The organism is Paraburkholderia sp. SEWSISQ10-3 4 (assembly GCF_030464785.1).
Taxonomy (GTDB): Bacteria; Pseudomonadota; Gammaproteobacteria; order Burkholderiales; family Burkholderiaceae; genus Paraburkholderia; species Paraburkholderia aspalathi.
Window position 1 is genome coordinate 75,863 of record NZ_JALPRI010000028.1, and the last position, 15,517, is coordinate 91,379.

The 15,517-nt window shown below is 62.9% G+C and carries 13 protein-coding genes; 11 read left to right on the forward strand and 2 right to left on the reverse strand.

From position 1 onward, the window contains the following. Nucleotides 1–280 precede the first annotated feature (280 nt). Nucleotides 281–1,258: an AAA family ATPase gene (locus M0D68_RS32955; RefSeq protein WP_266226491.1), complete on the reverse strand. Its 978-nt coding sequence runs from the start codon at nt 1,256–1,258 to the stop codon at nt 281–283. A gap of 294 nt (nt 1,259–1,552) precedes the next feature. Between M0D68_RS32955 and M0D68_RS32960 the strand changes: the two genes are divergently transcribed. Together M0D68_RS32960 and M0D68_RS32965 are read left to right on the forward strand one after the other, a co-directional pair. Further along, on the forward strand, nt 1,553–2,047 hold the full coding sequence (locus tag M0D68_RS32960; RefSeq protein ID WP_266226492.1) for a hypothetical protein: 495 nt from the start codon (nt 1,553–1,555) through the stop codon (nt 2,045–2,047). Between the two features lie 77 nt (nt 2,048–2,124). Beyond that, the gene (locus tag M0D68_RS32965) at nt 2,125–2,922 is read left to right on the forward strand and encodes an endonuclease/exonuclease/phosphatase family protein (RefSeq protein ID WP_093644867.1); all 798 of its coding nucleotides are present in this window, start codon (nt 2,125–2,127) and stop codon (nt 2,920–2,922) included. Nucleotides 2,923–2,932: 10 nt separating this feature from the next. Here M0D68_RS32965 and M0D68_RS32970 read toward each other — a convergent pair whose 3' ends face one another. Continuing rightward, nucleotides 2,933–3,922, reverse strand: a complete 990-nt coding sequence (locus tag M0D68_RS32970; RefSeq protein WP_266226494.1) for an aldose 1-epimerase — start codon at nt 3,920–3,922, stop codon at nt 2,933–2,935. Between the two features lie 339 nt (nt 3,923–4,261). Between M0D68_RS32970 and M0D68_RS32975 the strand changes: the two genes are divergently transcribed. The 9 genes from M0D68_RS32975 to M0D68_RS33015 all read left to right on the forward strand — a co-directional run bounded on the left by M0D68_RS32975 (nt 4,262) and on the right by M0D68_RS33015 (nt 15,394). Then, the gene (locus M0D68_RS32975; protein WP_175052178.1) at nt 4,262–5,314 is read left to right on the forward strand and encodes a LacI family DNA-binding transcriptional regulator; all 1,053 of its coding nucleotides are present in this window, start codon (nt 4,262–4,264) and stop codon (nt 5,312–5,314) included. A 113-nt stretch (nt 5,315–5,427) separates the two neighbouring features. Then, nucleotides 5,428–6,453 carry an ABC transporter substrate-binding protein gene (locus M0D68_RS32980; RefSeq protein ID WP_200651920.1) on the forward strand — a complete coding sequence of 342 codons (1,026 nt, stop codon included), beginning with the start codon at nt 5,428–5,430 and terminating at the stop codon, nt 6,451–6,453. Between the two features lie 394 nt (nt 6,454–6,847). Next, nucleotides 6,848–8,413: a sugar ABC transporter ATP-binding protein gene (locus tag M0D68_RS32985; protein ID WP_244179538.1), complete on the forward strand. Its 1,566-nt coding sequence runs from the start codon at nt 6,848–6,850 to the stop codon at nt 8,411–8,413. Nucleotides 8,414–8,453: 40 nt separating this feature from the next. Then, nucleotides 8,454–9,431, forward strand: coding sequence for an ABC transporter permease (locus tag M0D68_RS32990; protein ID WP_093644891.1), 978 nt, complete (start codon nt 8,454–8,456; stop codon nt 9,429–9,431). 29 nt (nt 9,432–9,460) lie between these two features. After that, on the forward strand, nt 9,461–10,420 hold the full coding sequence (locus tag M0D68_RS32995; RefSeq protein ID WP_200621027.1) for an ABC transporter permease: 960 nt from the start codon (nt 9,461–9,463) through the stop codon (nt 10,418–10,420). A gap of 587 nt (nt 10,421–11,007) precedes the next feature. Next, nucleotides 11,008–11,778, forward strand: a complete 771-nt coding sequence (locus M0D68_RS33000; RefSeq protein WP_093644879.1) for a ferredoxin--NADP reductase — start codon at nt 11,008–11,010, stop codon at nt 11,776–11,778. Between the two features lie 434 nt (nt 11,779–12,212). Next, on the forward strand, nt 12,213–13,049 hold the full coding sequence (locus M0D68_RS33005; RefSeq protein WP_093644881.1) for a sensor histidine kinase: 837 nt from the start codon (nt 12,213–12,215) through the stop codon (nt 13,047–13,049). A 10-nt stretch (nt 13,050–13,059) separates the two neighbouring features. Continuing rightward, the gene (gene rqpR / locus M0D68_RS33010) at nt 13,060–13,716 is read left to right on the forward strand and encodes a response regulator transcription factor RqpR (protein ID WP_093644883.1); all 657 of its coding nucleotides are present in this window, start codon (nt 13,060–13,062) and stop codon (nt 13,714–13,716) included. 286 nt (nt 13,717–14,002) lie between these two features. After that, on the forward strand, nt 14,003–15,394 hold the full coding sequence (locus tag M0D68_RS33015; RefSeq protein WP_093644885.1) for an amino acid permease: 1,392 nt from the start codon (nt 14,003–14,005) through the stop codon (nt 15,392–15,394). Nucleotides 15,395–15,517: the final 123 nt, after the last annotated feature.

The following is a 15,517-nucleotide window of genomic DNA, read 5'->3' on the forward strand; positions in this document are numbered from 1 at the left end:
GCCGGACAAGATCAGTGTACGCCGTCGACGATTGTCGCGCTCAATTCTTCATGCGCGCGATGGCATCGCCCTGCGTCCTCAGAGCGCTGCCGGCCATGCTGGCCACCTTGCCGCCGGGCGCCTGTCAAGGCGGAAGACCGACCGATGAAAACCCTTCGAAATCGCGAAACTCGCAACAATTGCTGCGACATTCATCCTGTTTTAAGTGTCGAATCGCCTGTTTCGTGTTCGCAGAAAGCCGTCCGAAGACGGTTTTCTGCCAAAAACAGAGCAAAAACGCTCAAAAACCGATCGGTTTCCTCCGATTTCCGTAATCCAGGCGGATGTCGCCGGCTCCGATCCGATCTCGCCCGTCGATGCGCGCCGCGCCGAAGCCGTTCAGGATCGCGCGCCGCATTTCACGCGGCGAGGCCAGCTTCAGCGCATCGAGCGCGGCATCGCCGAGCGTTTCGGGAAAACGCAGGCCCCAGTTATGCGCCGAGCGAATCTCGTCGTAGATCGATTGAGCGATACGGCGCGCGCCGTCGCGATCCGGCGGCGGAATCTCATACACGTTCATCCGGTTCAAAATCGGCTCCGGGATCGAGCGCTCGTCGTTCGCGGTCGCGATCCAGATCACGTGGCCGGCATTGATCGGAATCTCCGCGAACTCGTCGATGAACGTCTGCGCCGTGTCGTGTTCGAGCAGCGCGTAAAGTGCGCCGAGCGGATCGTATTGCGAATCGCCAGTGGCCTTGTCGATTTCGTCGACGGCAATCACGGGATTTGCGTAGCTGCCGTTCACGAGCGCATCGAACACCTTGCCCGGTTTCGCGTTCTTCCATTGCGACGATGCGCCCGACAGAATCCACCCCGCCGTCAGCGAACTCATCGCCACGTATTGGTACGCGGTGCCGAGCATGCGCGCCAGTTGCTTGGCAAAGTGCGTCTTGCCGATACCCGGATCGCCGAGCAACAGGATCGGCATCAGTTCGAGCCGGTCTTCAGTCTCGAGGCACAAGGCGACCTGCTTGCGGATGTCGTCGAGCGGTTCCGAGAAGTTGGGCAACGCGTCGATCAGATCGTCGATCGACGGCATCCGGTTCGGCTTGACGCAGAAGCGCAGATTGCCGGTTTTGAGCATCTTTTCGTACGTGGCGCGCAGCGCCTCGTTCGCCCCTTCGCTGAGCTCGTTCAGCGCGGTCTCGACCTGATCGGGGTCGTACACCCTGCTGAACGATGCCACGGCGATTTCCTGTTTGACCATTGCTGTTGTCATCGCTCACCCCGTCTGGCTGGTCTTGCTGCTGCGGCGCCTGATGGGCACCGTTTCAGATCCAGTGTAACGAGGACATATTCGCGTGCAAGCCAGCAGTCATGCGGGTCTGCTGCTAACAAGGGCTTGTTTCCTGCGAGGCCCCGGAGGAAGTCCCTTTGAGGATTCACCTTCTCATCGGAAATGGTGTTTTGCTGAACCCGGCCCCGTTTGAGGTGTCAGAAAGGCGTTCAGCCCATCAGGCGTAAGATGGCCTTCTGTCTACTCTGCCGGATGCAGTGACCGGAGAAACCTTCTATGTGGAAAACCAGTATCGTCGCTGTGCTGTTCGGCACTTCGCTGCTTGCGAACGCGCAACAAGGGGCGACGCAACAGGCCGTGCAATGGCAGTTGCAGGTCATGCGCGACGGCCAGCAGATCGATTCGTTCGACGGCACCACCACCGTCGGCCAGGCGCGCACGGACACGCATCACAAGATGGTCCAGCATAACGTCGGCTGTAAAGACCAGCCCGGCGGCAGCATCGATCTGGCGCGCACGCTGACGATCTCGCCGCTGCAAGCGGATGCGAGCGCCGTCACACTGTCGATCGAAGCCCAGGAAACCTTCGAAGAAGAAGCCGCGCGACAAACCGACACCGGTTGCAAGTTGCCGCCGCAACCGCGTCAGGTAAGCGCGAGCCATCCGGGCCTGAAGGTGCCGCCGGGTCAGTGGGTCAGCTGGACGATCGTCGACAAGAATCCGAACCTGGTCTATCGCGTGCGTGCGAGCCTTGCGAACAGCGCGAACTAGTGCAATGCGCGCAATGCGAACGGCACGAACTGAAACGAACAACCGAAGCCCCCAACAGAACACGTGGACAACGCGGCATGCGAAACCCAGAAGAATTGATCCGCGAGAGCGCAGCGCCCAAGGATTTCATTGCGGTCAGCTGGAATCTGCACAAGGGCCGCACACCGCTCGGCTTCCAGGCCTGGCAGGCGATGCAGCGCTGGGTTCAGTCGACCCATGCGGACGCGTATTTTTTGCAGGAAGCGATGGCGCGGCGCATGCCCTCGCCGATATTGGCCAGTAGTTTCGGCTCGCCGCTCGCCGATCCATTGAGCGACGTCTGGCACTGTCAGGCCACCGAGATCGCACGCGCGGCCGAACTCGAAATCGCGCTTGGTCCGAATGTCTTCAAGCCGTCGTGGCGGCATGGCAATGCGATTCTGTCGCCGCATCCGCTCGATCTCGGCGGGCGCTGGGATATCTCCGCGCATCGCTTCGAAAAGCGCGGACTGCTGGTGGCGCGCGCGACCTTCGGCGGCCACTCGGTCACGCTGCTGTGCGCGCATCTCGCGCTCACGCGCTCGGCGCGCTTGCGGCAGATGAACTGGATCGCGCACTGGATCGCGAAGGAAGCGCCGGAAGGTCCGCTGGTGCTGGCCGGCGACTTCAACGACTGGCGCAACGACTCGGTGCCGCTCTTTGCCGAACACGGCCTGCAGGAAGTGGCGACGCTGCTCGGCGAAGCGGGCCGCACGTTTCCGGCCTTCTCGCCGGCGCTCGCGCTCGACAAGATGTTCGTGCGCGGCATGGAGCCGGTTGAATGGATCCAGCCGACGCAGGAAACCGCGTGGCTGTCGGATCATTTGCCGTATATGGCGCGGTTGCGAGTCGAGTGAAGTACGGGCACTAACCTCTTCGGGGCGTCCAGTTCAGCGCCGCCGCGATCTCCTCGCCCGGCTGCAACACGCAGCCGCCTACCTGTTCCCGCATGCCCACCGCGTTGAAGCAATCGGTCGTGTTGGTCACCGGTTCAACGCACAGTTGCGCATCGTTGGCGGGCGCGAATACCACCATGTGATCGAAGGGCGCATCGGCGGTCATCGTCAGTTGACGGTGTTCGTCGGGCCATGCAATCGTCGCCTCGCGCGACCAGTTGGCGAAGTTGTTGTCGAGTGCGAACGCGTCCGGCGACATGCCGTGGCGCAACGCCTCGACTGCAGGGTGCGGGCCGAGATGCGTGGGCAGCACGTCGGCGTCGGCATGCCACATGGCTTGCACTTCGGCGTAGACGCGGGTCTGCGCGGTGCGCGGATAGTACGGGTGATGGCCCATGCCGAAGGGCATCGGCCGGTCACCGAGATTCTGCGCGGACAGCGTGATGCACAACGCGCCGCCGATCAACTCGATGCGCTGCTGCGCGCGATAACGGAACGGCCAGTCGCCGGACAGCCGCGAGTCCGGTTCGTGTGCGAAGTGCAATTCCACGGAGCTCTCCGTGCGCGCCCCCACCTGCCATGGATGCCGCCACGCGTTGCCATGCAGCGCATGCGTAAAGCGCAGGTCGTTGCCGTTCAGATCAACTGTGCCGCCGTCGAACTCGAAACGCGCGTCGCGAATCCGGTTGCAATAGGGAAAGAGCGGAAAGCTCGCCATGCGCAGCGGATCGCGTTGATCGAACGCTGCTTGCGTGGCTGGCCGCAGCCAGTGCAGCGGGCCTTCTGGCGTCGATTCGTAGTAAGCCGCGAGTGCGCCGCCGACTTCAGGCGCGACCACCACATGCATGGCGCCGGCCGTCAGCGTGACAAGCGACTTCTCGATCGCGGGGTCGTCGAGCCACGTAAGTCCGTTGATTTCAGAGACGAGCGGCCGGATCGGATTCAAGGAAACGTCGCGCATGGTCAGAAAAGGCGGGGCCTCAGGCGGATGGCGGCATGAACGCCCATCGATCTCTCCTATGACGTGCCGCGCACAGCGCGCGGCCGGCGGAACCCTCAGGGTCCGCGCGACCGAGAATCGCACGCCAAAGCGCATCGGTCAATATTATTAGTAATAAATTAGCCAAAACCAACCGATTCTTGCCTTACCAAATCTCTCACATGGCGGGTTAGCGCGCGTTGCCGCACGCATATTATTAGTGGTACCGTCAGCATCACGAATGCCACCGGCATGCTCCTGCTTTAGCGCCGCTGCAGCGCGGCCCGCACAATGAAAAAATCGACTCAACGCCGCCCGACCATGACCGACATCGCCAAGCTCACCGGCGTGTCGCAATCCACTGTCTCGCTCGTGCTGAACAACGCGACCGGCGCGAAATTCTCCGAGACCACCCGCAACAAGGTGTTAAAGGCCGCGCACGACCTCGGCTACCGGCTGTCGCTGCGCGAACCGGTATCGGTTTCGGCTGATGAACGCAACCTGATCGTCTATCTGGCCGACGAGATTTCCACCAGTCCGCATCCGGTCGTCAACGTCGACGGCGCGCGCGATGCGGCCTATGCGAGCGGCAAGATGCTCGCCGTCTACTCGACGCACGGCAACGCCGACATCGAAAAGCAGGTGCTCGACGCGACGCTGTCGAACCCGCACGTATTCGGCGTGATCTACGCGACCGTCTACACCCGCAAGGTCACCTTGCCGGCAGCGCTATCGCAGGTGCCCACCGTGCTGCTGAACTGCTACACGAGCGAAGGCGGGTTGTCGTCCGTGGTGCCGGCCGAGGTCGCAGGCGGCCATCTGGCGACTGACTATCTGCTGCAGTCGGGGCATCGGCGGATCGGCTATATCAACGGCGAACCGTGGCAGGACGCCTCGAAAGACCGCCTCAAGGGTTATCGCACGGCACTCGCCACCGCCGACCTCCCATACGCGCCCGAACTGGTGCGCGACGGCGACTGGAGCTCGGGAGTCGGCTTTGAAATGACGCTCTCCCTGATGCGCGAGGCGCATCCGCCGACCGCCATTTTCTGCGCCAACGATCTGACCGCGCTGGGCGCGATCGAGGCCCTTAAGCAACTCGGCCTGCGCGTGCCCGAAGACGTTTCCGTGCTCGGTTACGACGACCAGGAAATTGCCCGCCACACGCATCCGCCGTTGTCGACCGTGGTGCTGCCGAACTACGAACTGGGACGCTGGGCCGTCGAAACCCTGCTGCAGGAAGAACACAACCGCGCAGCGGGCGCACCGGTGCGGCATCGCCTCGTCAAACTCGACGGACCGCTCGTCGAACGCGGCTCGGTCAGGGTAATTACCGAGGCAGAAAAGCCAATAATTAATATTATTAGTGATTGACCGATAATAATTCCCGGTGGAATAATCGGCACGTCCGGTCAGGGTGAATCAGCTCGGCCGACAGGAGAAACACTAAAAAGCAAATACACCTCACCAGGTACTGGAGGAAGACAATGGCGTCGCTCAACACGCAGTCGCGCAAGCACGCGCGCAGGCAGCAGATTCGTCCGCTGGCAGGTTCGCTGCTGGCTCTGGCCATCGGTTTCGGCGTCGCCACGGCGACGGCGTACGCCGACGACGCGCTGCCGAAGTTGCCTACCAAGACTCCGCTGAAGGTCGGCTTCGCGCAGACCGAAAGCAACAATCCGTGGCGTCTCGCGGAAACCAAGAGCTTCAAGGACATCGCCGCGAAGTGCGGCTGGCAGTTGGTCATGACCGACGCCAATAGTTCGAACTCCAAGCAGGTCTCGGACATCCAGAACATGATCGCGCAGCACGTCGATCTGCTGGTGTTCCCGCCGCGCGAAGAAAAGCCGCTTGCACCGGTCGTGCTGCAAGCCAAAAAGGCCGGCATTCCGGTGATCCTGGTGGACCGTGACGTCGATCAGTCGGTGGCCAAGGCGGGCCGCGACTACATCACCTTCATCGGCTCGGACTTCATCGATCAGGGCCATCGCGCGGCTGACTGGCTCGTCAAGGCGACCGGCGGCAAAGCGAAGATCATCGAACTCGAAGGCACGACGGGCGCGTCCGCTGCGAACGATCGCAAGAAGGGCTTCGACGAAATCATCGCAAAGAACCCGGGCATGACGATCATCGCCTCGCAAAGCGGCGACTTCGCGCGCGACAAGGGCCGTCAGGTGATGGAAACGCTGTTGCAGGCGCACCCGGAAGTGACCGCCGTCTACGCGCATAACGACGAAATGGCGCTCGGCGCGATCGCCGCGATCAAGGCCGCCGGCAAGCAGCCGGGCAAGGACATCCAGATCGTCACGATCGACGGCACCAAGGGTGGCATGGACGCCATTGCCGCCGGCGAACTCGGCGCGAGCGTGCAGTCGAGCCCGTTCTTCGGCCCGCTCGCCTGCGACGTCGCCCAACGTTACGCGAAGGGCGAAAAGATCCCGACGTGGGTCAAGGTCTCGGACCGCTTCTACGATAAGAGCAACGTGCAGCAGAGCATGCAGTACGGCTATTGATCGACAGCCGCCGTCGTACGCGCGGTTGTATAGCTTGAGGGCAGCGCTTTAGCCGAGTGTCCAAGCGCTCCGTACCTCGAAGAAAGCCTCTTCGAGGGCTGTGCCCGCAGGACGTCTCCGCCCCGAATCAATCTCCTCGGGGGGCGGGTGACGGGAAGGGTTCGGAGCGACGCGTTCGTGGCAGCACGGACCGTCGCTTCGCTTTTATGCGGCGTAACATGGTTCGACGACACCGCCTGCATGGAGCCCGAACGAACGGCCACAGCGGCTCGCACTGCCGAGCGTATGCAATGCATGCAGCACGTGAAGCAGCACACGCATCAGGAGGACACCCGTGACGGAATCCGGCACGCAGACACCGCACTCTCCCCTTACCCGTTCGCCGCTGCTGGAGATGCAGGACATCGGCATCAGCTTCGGCGGCGTCCCCGCGTTGCGCAGCGCCAATCTGAGCGTGGCAGCCGGCGAAGTGCACGCGCTGATCGGTCAGAACGGCGCAGGCAAATCGACCATGATCAAGATCCTGACCGGCGCCTATCGGCGCGGCTCGGGCAGCGTGCGCTTCGAAGGGCGCGAGGTCGATTTCCGCACGCCGAAGCAGGCGCGTGAAGCCGGCATCAGCACGATCTATCAGGAGATCAACCTCGTGCCGTTCCGCTCCGTGGCGGAGAACATTTTCCTCGGCCGCGAGCCACGCCGCTTCGGCCTGATCGACTGGCGCGCGGTGCAGCAACGCGCCGCCGCCCTGCTCGATTCGTTCGGCTTGCAGATCGATGTGAAGAAACCCGTCGGCCGCTATTCGACCGCGATCCAGCAGATGGTGGCGCTGGCGCGCGCCGTCTCGTCAGACGCGAAGATGGTCATCATGGACGAGTCGACTTCGTCGCTCGATGAACGCGAAGTGGAATTGCTCTTCACCGTGGTGCGCAAACTGCGCGACGACGGCCGCGCGGTGATCTTCGTCTCGCACCGGCTCGACGAACTCTATGCACTATGCGACCGCGTCACCGTGATGCGCGACGGCCAGACAGTCGCGCAAAGCACGATGGCGGAGATGGACAAGCTGCAACTCGTCACGACGATGCTCGGCCGCACGCTCGCCGCCGTCGTGCACGAAGACGCCGCTGCGCGTGAAGCGAACCTCGCGCGGCGCGGCAAGCAGGCGATCGCTGCGACGCAGCTGAGCGCGCATCCGAAAGTGAGCGACGTATCGCTTGAAGTGCACGCGGGCGAAGCAGTAGGTCTCGCGGGCCTGCTCGGCTCGGGCCGCACCGAAACCATGCGCCTGATGTTCGGCGCCGATCCGCTCGAACACGGTTCATTGTCGATCGGCGGAGAAACGGTGGCGCTGAAGTCGCCGCAGGACGCGATTGCGCGTGGCTTGGCCTACCTTACCGAAGACCGCAAAGCCGAAGGCATCGTCCCCGAACTCTCGGTGCGCGACAACCTCACGCTCGTCTGCTTGCGCACGCTGGCGAAGAATGGCGTGGTGGATGTGAAGAAACAGCAGGTGATCGTCGACCGTTTCATTGCGTCGCTCGGCATCAAGCTGCGCTCGGCCGATCAGCCGATTCGCGAACTCTCGGGCGGCAATCAACAGAAGGTCCTGCTCGCGCGTTGGCTCGCTGCCGAACCTTCGCTGCTGCTGCTCGACGAACCGACGCGCGGCATCGATGTCGGCGCGAAAGCCGACGTGGCGAAGATCGTGCGTGAACTGCGCGACGCCGGCCTCGCCGTGCTGCTGTCCGCATCCGAACTCGAAGAACTGACGGCGGTGGCCGACCGCGCGGTGGTGATCCGCGACGGCCGCACCGTCGCCGAACTGAACGGCGCCGACATGAGCGAGACCGCCATCATGGACGCCATCGCCTACGGCGGCGAAGGCCAATCGCAACTGGTCGAAGCCGCCCAGACCGCACATATCGAAGACGCGTTGGAGGGCGACCGTCATGGCGCTTAAGTTGCACACCGAGTCGTTACACACCCAAGCCACGCCGCCTATGCCGGACGCCGCCACATCGCGCGCCACGGCCGCATCGACGGTGAAGAAATGGCGGCACCTGGCCATGCAACGCGAAGTGATCGTGTTGCTCGCCATGGTGCTCTTCAACCTGATCTTCACCCCTCACTTCTGGTCGCTGCAAACCTTCAACGTCAACATGACACAGGTGGTGACGATCGTGATCGTCGGCATCGGCATGACGCTGGTGGTGGCGACGGGCGGCATCGATCTGTCGGTGGGCGCGTCGATGGCGATTTCGGGGGCGCTCGCGCCGATGCTGTTCCTGAATATTCCAGGACCAGGCGGTATCGCGCTCGCGTTTGTGCTGCCGGTGCTGGCCGCCGCCGCGTGCGGCGTCTTCAACGGCTTGCTGGTGACGAGGCTATCCGTGCAGCCGATTGTCGCGACACTGGTGCTGTTCATCGCCGGGCGCGGCATCGCCCAAGTCGTCACCGACGGCAGCCTGCAGGCATTCAACACGCCCGCGTTCCAGTGGATCGCCTTGGGCAAGGTCGCCGGCGTGCCGTTCCAGGTGCTGCTGATGCTCGCGCTGGTCGTGCTGTTCGCGTGGATCGTGCGCAAAACGCTGTTCGGCCAGTATCTGCTGATCACCGGCGGCAACGAAAAAGCCGCCTATCTGTGCGGCGTGCCGACGGCCACCGTCAAGCTGATCGCTTACACGTTGTGCGCCGCGCTCGCGGGGCTGGCGGGGCTGATCTCGATCTCGGTGAATTCGTCCTCGGATGCGAACGTGGTGGGGCTCGGCGTCGAACTCGATGCGATCGCCGCGGTGGCGGTTGGCGGCACGGCGTTGACGGGCGGCAAGGCGTATATCGGCGGCACGCTGATCGGCGCGCTGATCATCCAGTTGCTGCGCTATACGCTGCTCGCGCACGGCATTCCCGACGCGGCGGCGCTGGTCGTGAAGGCCGGCATCATCGTCGCGGCGGTTTATGTGCAACGGCGCTCGCGCTAACGCCTCCAGGACACTTCGGACTCGATGTGATGAAAAAGAACCTTCCCATCCTGCTTGCTCTGGTCGCGCTCATCGTGCTCGGCCTCGTGCGCTACGACCATTTCGGCTCGGCCTACAACATCACCTCGTTCTGGCGCTACAACTCGATGTTCGCGCTGATCTCGATCGGCATGGCCTTCGTGATCATCACGGGCGGCATTGATCTGTCGGTCGGCACGGTGGCAGCTCTTGCGAGCGTCGTCGCTGCGTTGACCAGCGTGTACGGCGGCTGGGTCGCGGTCGTTGCCGGTTGCGCGGCCGGCATGGCCGTCGGCGTGCTCAACGGCCTGATCATCACGCGGCTGAAAATCCTACCCTTCATCGTGACGCTCGCGACCAGCCTCGGCGCGCACGGCGTCGCACTGCTGCTCGGCAAGAACGATGCGGTGTCGATCGCCGCCGACTCGAACTTCGGCAACTTCGGTCAAGGCGATCTGTTCGGCCTGCCGATCCCGGGGATCGTCGCGGCGGTCGCCGCAATCGCCGGCTGGCTCGCGCTGCGCAGCACGCGCTTCGGGCGGCATTCGCTGGCCATCGGCGGCAGCGAGGAAGCGGCGCGGCTGATGGGCCTGAACGTCGACCGCACGCTGGTGATGGCTTATGCCGTAAGCGGGCTGCTCGCCGGCATGGCGGGCGTGATCCTCGCCGCGCAGTTCGGCGCCGGTCAGCCGAACGAAGGCGTCGGCTGGGAGCTGTTCGCGATCTCGGCGGTGGTGCTCGGCGGCACCTTGCTCACCGGCGGCGAAGGCTCGATTGCGATGACGATCGCCGGCGTGCTGTTGCTCGGCTTGGTGTTCAATCTGCTGAACTTCGAAAACGGTTTGGGGTTCATCAGCCTGTCGGCGTACTGGCAATCGGTGATTCGCGGGGTGTTCCTGTTGCTGGTGATCGTGCTGCAAGCGAGAGTGCTGAAGCAGCGCGGCAAGAAGCGCGTGGCGGCTCCGGCGTAATCAAAACGGGAAACGCTGGAATCTTTATTTCATAAGGGATTCCAGCTCCTCGCCCGAGCGACAATCAACCTTTGTGTACCAACCCAGCAAGACCAGGCAGCGCGACCAGAAGTGCGCGCGCTCGCCCCGCGCGTCTCGCCTTTACGGCCCAATTTCCTCACCTTTCGTCCCGACCTCCCGCCCATTTGCCAGTTTTATTAGCAGGGTCAATGCTGCGGTGCACGGCGGGTTTCGGTATCATCCTGAAAATGTTGCCCGCGCGGGACGCCTATCCGGCGCATGCCGGACAGCCGATGGCAGCCGCCCTGCGCGGTTTTCGCCCATCGCCGTACCCTTGCTGAAGCGCGGCTGCAACCACGCCAACGTACTTCGCGGTGCCGATCGTCACAACCATCGGCGCCGACGCTTCCGGGTCCGGTAACCCGCTTTACCACGCTCAACCGCCGCGCCAGAGCCCTCGGGCAGCGGGCGCGGTAAAATAGCGGATTGCGCGTGATTCCCGATCTCGGGTTAGCGCAGCATCGCCCTTGCCGTGCCGGCCGGCTAAAACGACTGGCCGCCTTTGTTTTCGCACTATCCAAGAAGCCATGAGCAACCTGAATTCACAAACAGTCCTGAGCGTCCATCACTGGACCGATACGCTTTTCAGCTTCACCTGCACGCGCGATCCGTCGTTCCGTTTCGAAAACGGCCAGTTCACGATGGTGGGCCTCGAAGTCGACGGCAAGCCGCTGATCCGCGCCTATAGCCTTGCGAGCGCGAACTATGAAGAGCACCTCGAATTCCTGAGCATCAAGGTGCAGGACGGCCCGCTCACGTCGCGTTTGCAGCATTTGAAGGTCGGCGACGAAGTCCTGATCGGCAAGAAGCCGGTCGGCACGCTGATGGCCGACAACCTGCTGCCGGGCAAGACGCTGTGGCTGCTGTCCACCGGCACGGGTCTCGCGCCGTTCATGTCGATCATTAAAGATCCGGACATTTACGAGCGCTACGAGCGCGTGGTCCTGACGCACACCTGCCGTTTCGTCGACGAGCTCGCGTACAAGGAATACATCACCGATCACCTGCCGGCGCACGAGCACCTTGGCGAACTGGTGCAGGAAAAGCTGCTGTACTACCCGACGGTGACGCGCGAAGCGTTCCAGAACCGCGGCCGTATCACCGAACTGATCGAAACCGAAAAGCTGTTCGCCGACCTCGGCGTGCCGGGCTTCTCGCTCGAAGACGACCGCGTGATGCTGTGCGGCAGCCCGCACATGCTGCGCGACACGCGCAAGCTGCTCGACGACCTCGGCTTCGAGGAAGGCAGCAACAATGCGCCGGGTCACTACGTGGTCGAAAAGGCGTTCGTCGGCTAAGCAGACACGCAAATTGAGCGGCGCGCGCCGCGCAATCAACAGAAAGGAGCCTTCGGGCTCCTTTTTTTGTTGCGCAGTTACAATTGCCGCCGTTGCCCTGACATTTGATGTCAGCATTCTTCCTACAATACCCAGCGGCCGAGGACATCAACCATTGCGTCAAATGTAGGCGCTAACCCTTGGTGCACCTGCATTTTTTTCTTTTTTTGAGATATCATCGCGGCGCACGATTAGTCGGATTAATATGACGCCATCGTACGGTCGACTTGTTACTGAATGTAAATTTCGTTACGTCGCACCGTAGCAATTTGTCCATCTCGCACAACGCGTAACGGACGTCACTGGAGGCCAGAGACTCGCATGCGTTCTTTCGTCTTCGCGCCGCCGATGCGCACCCGCTTCGCCGTTTGCACTGCTTCCTGAGAGGGAAAGTCATGGATACGTCGACCGTCGTCCCGTTTAGCGCCCACATTTCGCCTTCACTTGCACACGCCGCGCCGCCCTCCGCGGCTGAGCACGAACTCGCGCAACTGCGCGCCCGCGTGCGCCAGCTGTCGGCCGAGCTCGTTCAGGCGCAGGAAGCTGCCTGCCGCCATGTGGCGCGCGAGCTGCACGACGGCGTCGGCGCCGAGTTGACCGCGACGCGTTTCGCCCTTGCCGGCGTCGAAACCTGGCTGCCGGCCGATGCGCCGCCGCAGTGCGCGGCCGCGCTCGCCGTTGCGAATCGCTCGCTCGACGCCGTGTGCGCCGCCAGCCGCCAGGCCGTCGCGGAATTGCATGCGCCGTCGCTCGAAGCGGGCATTGTCGGCGCGCTGGCGCAATGGACCGGCGACTTCGCCGCGCGCACGAACCTGCGTACGAGCTTCGTCTGTGCCGCCGATGTGCGGCTCACGCGCCTGCCCACCGACGCCGCGCTGGCCGTGTTCCGGGTCGCCCAGGAAGCACTCAACAATATTGCCAAGCACGCGCGCGCCGAATCCGCCGACGTGCGGATCGAAGCCGGCCGCCGCCACCTGAGCTTGATCATCACCGACGACGGCATCGGCTTGACGCGCACCGCCCGCAGCCGTCGCGGCCATTTCGGGCTGAGCGGCATGCAGGCGCGCTGCGCCGCCTTCGACGGCACGCTGCGGATCAGCGCCCGGCGCATCGGCTCAGGCCGCGGCGACAGCGGCACCGCGGCGCGCGGCACGCTCGTGCAGGCCCGCTTTGCGTGGGATGCGATGCTGGCGAGCGCTCCAGGCGCCGAGCGTCGCGCGCTGCAATCGTGAGCACGCCATCATGAGCCTGCGCATCCTCCTCGCCGACGACCACGCGGTGGTTCGCCAGGGCGTCCGCCAGTTGCTGCTCGACCGCGGCGTGGCGCGCGAAGTCACCGAGGCGGAAACCGGCGCCGAAGCGCTCGAAGCCGTTGCGCAACGCAACTATGACGTGGTGCTGCTCGACATTTCGCTGCCGGACATGAATGGCGTCGAAGTGCTCAAGCGTTTGAAGCGCAAAGCACCGCGCGTGGCCGTACTGATGTTCTCGATGTACCGCGAGGACCAGTACGCCGTGCGCGCGCTGAAGGCCGGCGCCGCCGGCTACCTGTCGAAGACGGTCGACGCCGCGCAGATGATCGGCGCGATCCAGCAGGTCGCCGCGGGCCGCAAATACGTCAGCCCGGCCATGGCCGAAGCGCTGGCGGACTATGTCTCCTTCGACGGCGAACAATTGCCGCACGAAAAGCTCTCGGATCGCGAATACCAGACGCTATGCATGCTCGCGTCCGGCAAGCGGCTGACGGATATCGCCATAACGTTATCGCTGTCGGTGAAGACGGTCAGCGTGTACCGCACCCGGCTGCTCGAAAAGATGAAGCTGCGCAATAACGCCGAGCTGACCTTCTATGTGATGAGCAACCGCCTCGTCGACTTGAATCCAGCGATGGCCGGTTGAAGCTTTCTTCCCCAGATAGCTAAATAGCGTCCGCCCAGCGCCAGTGTTCGATCGCACGAGCGCGATTTCACCCGATGGGGCATGCAGCGCGCGAAAGCCTTCCCACCACGCGATGTGCTCAGACAAACGGCACGCCCAAATCGCTTTCATCAGGCATTTTTTGCCTCCCCTTCAAACGCTAAAAACACCGTCCCAAAATGGTGCAAAGGCGCGCATCCGCTAAAATCGCGGGTTTCCCCTGACATTCGGCGCGCAAGATGCGTGCACTACTGGAGACCCACCGCCAATGTCCCTGTTTCGTAAAAAGAGCGTCGAGCACATGATCGCCGCGAGCGCTCAGAACGCCGGCTTGAAGAAAGCGCTTGGCGCGCTCGATCTGACTTTCCTCGGCGTCGGCGCCATTATCGGCACCGGCATTTTCGTGCTGACCGGCACGGGCGCGGTTCAAGCCGGCCCGGCGCTGATGGTGTCGTTCCTGATCGCGGCGATTGCCTGCGGGTTCGCCGCGCTCGCCTATGCCGAGTTCGCCTCGACGATTCCGGTTGCGGGTTCCATCTACACGTATTCGTACGCGACGCTCGGCGAACTGGCTGCGTGGATCATCGGCTGGGACTTGATGCTTGAGTATGGGCTGGCAACGTCGGCGGTATCGGTCGGCTGGTCGGGCTATCTGCAATCGTTGTTGTCGGGCTTCGGCGTGAGCTTGCCGGTTGCGCTGACGGCGGCGCCGGGCGCTTTGCCTGGGCACGAGACATGGTTCAACCTGCCGGCTTTCCTCGTGATGATGGCGATTACGGCGCTGTTGTCGCTTGGCGTGCGTGAATCCGCGCGGATCAACAACATCATGGTGGCGATCAAGGTGATCGTGGTGCTGCTGGTGATCGGCGTGGGCGTTTTCCACGTGACGCCGGCGAACTGGCATCCGTTCATGCCGAACGGCTGGAACGGCGTGTTCGGCGCGGCGGCGGTGATGTTCTTCGCGTTCATCGGGTTCGATTCGGTGTCTTCCGCGGCGGAGGAAGTGAAGGATCCGAAGCGAGATTTGCCGATCGGGATCATTGCATCGCTGGGCGTGTGCGCGGTGCTGTACGTCGCGGTGGCGGCGGTGGTCACGGGCATCGTGCCGTCGGCGCAGTTCGCGAACATTTCGCATCCGGTGTCGTACGCGTTGCAGGTGGCGGGTCAGAAGTGGGTAGCGGGCTTTATCGACCTTGGCGCCGTGCTGGGCATGCTGACGGTGATTCTGGTGATGGCGTATGGCCAGACGCGCGTGATTTTCGCGATGTCGCGGGATGGGTTGTTGCCGGCGCGGCTTTCCCGGGTGCATCCGAAGTATGCGACGCCGTTCTTTACGACATGGCTGGTGGGGATTTTCTTCGGGTTGATTGGCGCGTTGGTGCCGTTGAATGTGCTGGCTGAGCTGATCAATATCGGCACGTTGGCTGCGTTTTCGATGGTGTCGATTGCGGTGCTGGTTTTGCGGAAGACGCATCCTGAGTTGCCGCGGGCATTCCGGTGTCCTGGTGTACCGGTGGTGCCGGTGTTGGCTGTCGCTTCTTGTTTGTTTTTGATGGTGAATCTCCAGGCTGTTACCTGGGTGGCGTTTGTGGTTTGGTTGTTGATTGGGATGGTTATTTATTTTGGTTATTCGCGGCGGCATTCCAAGTTGGCGAAATAAAGGTTTTGAGGTTTTTTGCCTGCGCGGCGCTTTTTGGCCGTGTTCTTAGGGCTTTGGCTTCTCCTTGATCTGGCTTTGGTGCCTTTCCTTGATTTGTTAGTGGTCTATTAGTGTTGCCCCTGT

Bases quoted from the DNA above. Each gene is read 5' to 3' on its own strand.
- M0D68_RS32955 (WP_266226491.1), bottom strand. From the start codon at position 1,258: ATGACAACAGCAATGGTCAAACAGGAAATCGCCGTGGCATCGTTCAGC.
- M0D68_RS32990 (WP_093644891.1), top strand. From the start codon at position 8,454: ATGCCGGACGCCGCCACATCGCGCGCCACGGCCGCATCGACGGTGAAG.
- M0D68_RS32960 (WP_266226492.1), top strand. From the start codon at position 1,553: ATGTGGAAAACCAGTATCGTCGCTGTGCTGTTCGGCACTTCGCTGCTT.
- M0D68_RS32985 (WP_244179538.1), top strand. From the start codon at position 6,848: ATGCAGGACATCGGCATCAGCTTCGGCGGCGTCCCCGCGTTGCGCAGC.
- M0D68_RS32970 (WP_266226494.1), bottom strand. From the start codon at position 3,922: ATGCGCGACGTTTCCTTGAATCCGATCCGGCCGCTCGTCTCTGAAATC.
- rqpR (WP_093644883.1), top strand. From the start codon at position 13,060: ATGAGCCTGCGCATCCTCCTCGCCGACGACCACGCGGTGGTTCGCCAG.
- M0D68_RS33000 (WP_093644879.1), top strand. From the start codon at position 11,008: ATGAGCAACCTGAATTCACAAACAGTCCTGAGCGTCCATCACTGGACC.
- M0D68_RS33015 (WP_093644885.1), top strand. From the start codon at position 14,003: ATGTCCCTGTTTCGTAAAAAGAGCGTCGAGCACATGATCGCCGCGAGC.
- M0D68_RS32995 (WP_200621027.1), top strand. From the start codon at position 9,461: ATGAAAAAGAACCTTCCCATCCTGCTTGCTCTGGTCGCGCTCATCGTG.
- M0D68_RS32965 (WP_093644867.1), top strand. From the start codon at position 2,125: ATGCGAAACCCAGAAGAATTGATCCGCGAGAGCGCAGCGCCCAAGGAT.
- M0D68_RS32975 (WP_175052178.1), top strand. From the start codon at position 4,262: ATGACCGACATCGCCAAGCTCACCGGCGTGTCGCAATCCACTGTCTCG.
- M0D68_RS32980 (WP_200651920.1), top strand. From the start codon at position 5,428: ATGGCGTCGCTCAACACGCAGTCGCGCAAGCACGCGCGCAGGCAGCAG.
- M0D68_RS33005 (WP_093644881.1), top strand. From the start codon at position 12,213: ATGGATACGTCGACCGTCGTCCCGTTTAGCGCCCACATTTCGCCTTCA.